Below are 5,569 nucleotides of genomic sequence, written 5' to 3'. Positions count from 1 at the left end.
GGGAGCCTTGGGCCCATATCATCGGACTAACATAACACCTTACCGTGGAGTCGGCTTCGCTAAAAAACATGGAATCGGCTTTTGCCTGCAAATCAGATTTAAATATTTTAGCATTGTGAAAAGCACTAATAATTCTGGTACGCGTAGTATCCATGCTAATAGAATCTTTAGCGAGAACAGCTACTTTTAGGCTATCCGGATTTTTATCTTTACTTAAAACAGCCTTTGGTGGTTGAATTTTAGGCTTTTTTATTTCTGGAGGCGGTTGTTTAGCCCCTGGTATTTTCACATCGTCAGGCTCCTTTACTAATTCTTCTACTTCCACGTCCTTATTAGCCTTTTCAGTAGTATTTCGCAAAGCAGGAGCTTTATTTTTTTCACTTACTACTGTTGCATTTATCGCGCCCTTAGAACTTATTTGGGGAGCTTCATCTTTTGCAGCAATTTCAGCATCAGGAACAACTTCATCCTTTTTATAGGGAACTAAATCCCGGGCAAAAATCACCTTGCTAAATAGGGTATCTGCCGTCATCCAAATTGAATCAACCTTGGCCGAGTCGGATTCAGTAATAATGACAACATAGGGGTTCAAAGTCACTAAAATGCTTTCATCAGCCTTTTTATACTCCCCTAGCCCGCCCTTTAATATTGCTTTTTCAACGGTATCCTTAAAGGTTACATGGCCAATTGCCTTTCCATAGCCCACTTTACGATCATAAAATAAGCTATCACCAGTTAAGGATTTACTTCCCTGGCGGTATAAATTATTTTTTCCGAAACGTGCCTGATCATTACTTGTATTGTAGGTGCCACTTTCTGTGTAAAGCGTGTCATCCTTACCATAAATATTGGTTGGGCCATAGAAATAGGCAATTTTCGAGTTTGAGTTATACCGTAAAGTATCATTTTTAATGATGGCATCTGGCGAATTAAGCACTACATTATCTCTAAAATAAGCATCCCTAGTAGTGGCAAAATAATAGCCGTTTTTACTGGTAAGCACATTTTTTCCATTCACAATCTTCCCACCACCCAAATAAGTCCCGATACGGGTATTCATATTATAAGTCAGATTATTGGTAGTTAGCGTAGCATCCCCATCAATAAACCTTATATTGTTGGTTAAAATTGCCAGCTTTGTATTTCCGTTATAATTTAGCAAATCAGAATAAATAACGGTACCGGAGGGTTGTGTAATAACCACATGGCCATAGGCGTCAAAAGTATTGGAAGACTGGTTGAAGTCGGCACTATCGGCAGAAAGCGTTGATCCGTCTTGTGCAAAAACAGGGCGAATGATTCTGGCAAAACCCGACGACTGGAAGCCTTTAATAAGCTGCGACGAACGGATTTCAATCTGCTGCCCTTGTGCAAAGGCGGCAACCGAAATTATGCTAAACAAAACTGATAATAGAAATATTCTCACCATACAAAAATAGTTTTTTGGCTAAGGATTTTTAATTAAATAATTTTGAGCACATGATAGCCCTCGAACGACTGCAAGAATTTATCAAAAAACATGCCCTTTTCCAGGAAAAAGAGCGTCTATTGCTTGCTGTAAGCGGTGGTCGCGACTCCGTGCTGATGGCCAAAATGTTTAAATTGGCGGGATATAATTTCGGAATTGCCCATTGCAATTTTCAATTGCGAGGAAAAGAAGCCGATGAAGATGAATATTTTACAGTAAATCTTGCTTCAGAATTGGGAGTTGAAATCTTTGTTTCAAAATTTAATACGAAAGAATATGCCTCAAAAAATCACATCTCCATTCAAATGGCCGCCCGCGATTTACGCTATCAATGGCTAGAAAATATTAGAGAAGAACAAAATTATCAATACATCGCTTTGGCACATCATCAAAATGATGTAGTAGAAACCATCTTATTGAATTTAACACGCGGGACAGGTATAGCAGGGCTACATGGAATATTGGCAAAAAAGGGCAAAATTATTCGCCCCATGCTTTTTTTAAGTCGCGAGGAGATAGATTCCATGCCACCTTTCGAATTCCGTGAAGATAGCTCAAACCTATCTACAAAATATGCCCGTAATAAAATCCGATTGGAAGTTATTCCAGTTTTAAAGCAGCTAAACCCAAGTCTCGAGCAAACATTTGAAGCCAACAGAAAACGTTTTGCCGAACTTGAAACCATGCTTAATCAACGTGTTGAAGAGCTGCGAAATGAGCTTTTTAAAAAGCTAGATGAGCATGAATTTGAGATTAATCTAGAAAAATTAAAGAACTTAGTGCCGCTAAATACCTTGTTATACGAGCTATTTCGCCCCTATGGCTTCACCGAGGCAATTTTAAGCGATCTGGCTGTTTCTTGGACAAGCCAGTCAGGCAAGTTGTTTAGATCGGCAACACATGAGCTTTTGCTTAATCGTGATCGTATTTTGTTAGGCCGCATCAATGAAGAAATTCCAGCCCCTATCATCATTGAGCAGGAAAGCAGGTTATGCAATTGGAATGAAAAACAATTTTCAATTGGCATTATTCCTATCGAAGACTTCAAAATGTGCACAGAGCTAAATTTTGCTCAACTTGACTATGACTTGCTCAAATTTCCCTTAATAATGAGAAGCTGGCAGCATGGCGATTTTTTCCGTCCACTTGGATTAAAAACTAAGAAAAAATTAAGCGACTTTTTTATTGAGCAGAAAATAAGTCTGAATCGTAAAAAAGACATCCCTGTATTGGAAAATGGGAACGGAGATATTGTCTGGATTGCAGGATTAAGAATCAGCGAAGGCTATAAAATTAGTCCCAACACAAAAAAAGTCTTTATCTTAGAGCAATTGAATTAATATGCAAGAAGTAGAACCAGTATTTTTAGAAAAACAATTTTTAGGGCGTGATCCTAACCGCATTAGCATCAGACTGGTTTTGTCATTATTTTGCTTTGCTGCTTACTATATTTCTGAGCGCCGTGAACAGAATGCAGATTTATTTTTAGTTGTTGGATTTGGAGTACTTGTGGCTTCCGTAATTATGATGTTTTTACTTCATTTTAAAACAAGCGTTCATAATAAAAGCATTATTCTTAATGGATTATGGACCACCAAAATGGTAAAAATCGATCTAAATAGCATTGTTCAGGTGGAACGCAGCAATTATAGCACCTATTTGATTAACAATCCTGTATATAACCTTCATCAAAAAGGCACTATTCGCTTTTATGCCTCCGGAAAAGATGCCGTAAAATTAACCGATCGCGACGGATTAGTCTATATCATTGGCAGTCAACGAGCTGTTGAGTTGGAGCAGAGTATTAGGAGTGAGATGAAGAAATAGGTTTCATTCAAAGTTGTTTTTACTATGCTCGACCCTGTGGTAGACCTAGAGGACCGACCAGAGGACCGACCAGAGAGCCGACTAGAGGAAACACTGGAGGACTGACCAGAGGGCCGACACAGAGGAACCACTAGAGAAACGACCAGAGGACTGACCTAGACGACCGACCAGAGGACCGACCAGAGGACCGACTAGAGGAAACACTGGAGGACTGACCAGAGGGCCGACGCAGAGGAACCACTAGAGAAACGACCAGAGGACTGACCTAGACGACCGACCAGAGTACCCCCCCTCCTACATCTTCAATCCAATCTCTCTCAATCTTTCATCCAAGTACGCTCCGGCAGTAATATCAGTATAAGCCTTTGGATGCTGCGCATCAATACATGACTTTAGCGCAGTAAGATCCATGGTACTTTTTGGATGCAAGAAAAATGGCACAGAATAACGTGAATTCTTCATCAATTCACGCGGTGGATTTACCACACGATGGGTAGTAGATTTTAATTTATTATTGGTTAGGCGTTGTAACATATCACCTACATTAACCACAATATCTTCTGCATTGGCTTTCACAGCGAACCAATTACCATCACGGGTTAAAACCTCTAAACCATCAGCGCTCGCACCAATAAGTAAAGTAATCAAGTTAATATCTTCATGCGCCCCGGCACGAACCGCATCGGCAGGAATACTATCCGGATCAACAATCGGGAAATAATGTATAGCCCTTAAAATGGAATTTCCATTATGAACCTTATCGTCAAAATAATTTTCAGGTAAATTTAAATAAACAGCAATCGCATGTAGTAAATGCTTTCCTGCCTCCTCTAGGCGCTGATAAACCTCGCGCGTAATGGCATTGAATTCTGGTAACTCTTCCACCATCACATTATCAGGATACTCACTCTTTATCGCATCCCCATCCGTAACCACTTGTCCGCTTTGCCAAAACTCCTTCAAATCAGGAGTTTTTGAATCTTTAGCCTTCTCTTTACCTTTGCTGGTATAACCTCGTTGTCCGGCAAGGCCCGGGACTTCATATTTCAATTTTTGTTCTTCTGAGAGACTAAAAAAGCGTTTTACTTCAGCATAAAGCTCATCCATCAACTCTCTAGTCATGCCATGATTGGCTATAGTTACAAAACCTGTATCATTAAATGCTTTGCCTATAGCATCCGAAAATTGCTTTTTCTGTTCAGCACTACCTTTTGTATAATCATGAAGATCTAGGCGTGGAATGTTTACTTCTGAAGACATATCTAATTGCTTTTTTAAAAAACGAATATACAATCAATTGTTAATTAGCTATAAAATTGCAAATAAAAATTAATACATATTACTAACTATCAGCATTTTACATTATCCACATTTTTTAATAATGAAAATATACTGGCCTGAGGACATAAAAAATCCCTCCGAAGCATAAAATACAAGCAGAGGGATTTAACAGATTTATTTCGAGGATTCTGCAGGAGCCTTTTCAATCAATTCCATAAACTGATCCAAACTCGGAGTGATGATAATTTGAGTCCGACGGTTTTTAGCCCTACCCATTTCCGTATCATTGCTAGCCAATGGGTTATATTCACCACGCCCACCAACAGTTAATCGCTTAGGATCCACAGCATACTGGTTTTGTAGCGCTTGCACTACCGAAGAGCCCCTCAATGCGCTTAAATCCCAATTGTTCCGTATATTCACCATATTGATAGGTACATTATCTGTATTTCCTTCAATCAGCACATCATAACCTTTATAATCCTTAATAATTTTAGCGATTTTGCTCAGCACCTCTCCAGCAGTTTCCGAAATCATATAACTTCCCGAACGGTATAACATCTTGTCTGAAAGGGAAATATAAACCACTCCCTTTAGCACTTGCACGTCTACATCTTTCAATTCTTCGCGACTTAAAGAACGGGTTAAATTATTTGTTAAGACCAAATTGAGCGAATCGCTCTTATTCTTGGAATTTACGAGCTCTTTGATGTATTTATTTGATGCATTAATCTCATCCACCAACTTAGAAATATTCACATTACCCTGCCCTGTAGAGGTTAAACATTTATCGAGCGCCTTTTGCAGCTGTAAAAGATTCGATTTTTCGGAAGCGAGTTGCTCCTCCAAACTTTTTACACGTTCGTCGGATACAGTTAGTCGCTGCTGACTAATTCGAAACTTTTCAATCAGTGATTCGGTATTTACATTCAGACTGTCGTAATTGGATTGCAAAGTATTGTATTTCTTTTTACTTACGCATCCCTGACCTAA

At 39.2% G+C, this 5,569-nt stretch carries 5 protein-coding genes; 2 read left to right on the top strand and 3 right to left on the bottom strand.

The features are described 5' to 3' along the window. On the bottom strand, positions 1–1,429 hold a 1,429-nt coding region (locus tag ACILQF_RS09945; protein WP_395627260.1), incomplete at its 3' end, for an OstA-like protein. A gap of 50 nt (positions 1,430–1,479) precedes the next feature. Between ACILQF_RS09945 and tilS the strand changes: the two genes are divergently transcribed. Both tilS and ACILQF_RS09935 read left to right on the top strand, forming a co-directional pair. Then, a complete protein-coding gene (gene tilS, locus ACILQF_RS09940; protein ID WP_395627259.1) occupies positions 1,480–2,808 on the top strand; it encodes a tRNA lysidine(34) synthetase TilS in 1,329 nt (442 codons plus the stop codon). A 1-nt stretch (position 2,809) separates the two neighbouring features. Further along, a complete protein-coding gene (locus ACILQF_RS09935) occupies positions 2,810–3,295 on the top strand; it encodes a hypothetical protein (protein ID WP_395627258.1) in 486 nt (161 codons plus the stop codon). A gap of 294 nt (positions 3,296–3,589) precedes the next feature. On the opposite strand, the gene ACILQF_RS09930 is transcribed toward ACILQF_RS09935, so the two are convergent. Both ACILQF_RS09930 and ACILQF_RS09925 read right to left on the bottom strand, forming a co-directional pair. Further along, entirely contained in the window at positions 3,590–4,555 is a 966-nt protein-coding gene (locus tag ACILQF_RS09930; protein WP_395627257.1) for an isopenicillin N synthase family dioxygenase, read from the bottom strand. Positions 4,556–4,750: 195 nt separating this feature from the next. After that, positions 4,751–5,569 (bottom strand): flagellar motor protein MotB (locus tag ACILQF_RS09925; protein ID WP_395627256.1); only part of this gene is annotated, 819 nt, incomplete at its 5' end.

The sequence above is a fragment of the Daejeonella sp. genome, assembly GCF_044232565.1.
GTDB lineage: Bacteria > Bacteroidota > Bacteroidia > Sphingobacteriales > Sphingobacteriaceae > Daejeonella.
The sequence above is the reverse complement of the archived record's forward strand: the minus strand, read 5'-3'. Positions and strand labels throughout refer to the sequence as shown.

Excerpts from the sequence above, each read along its gene's own strand:
- tilS (WP_395627259.1), top strand. The coding sequence starts at position 1,480 with ATGATAGCCCTCGAACGACTGCAAGAATTTATCAAAAAACATGCCCTT.
- ACILQF_RS09935 (WP_395627258.1), top strand. The coding sequence starts at position 2,810 with ATGCAAGAAGTAGAACCAGTATTTTTAGAAAAACAATTTTTAGGGCGT.
- ACILQF_RS09930 (WP_395627257.1), bottom strand. The coding sequence starts at position 4,555 with ATGTCTTCAGAAGTAAACATTCCACGCCTAGATCTTCATGATTATACA.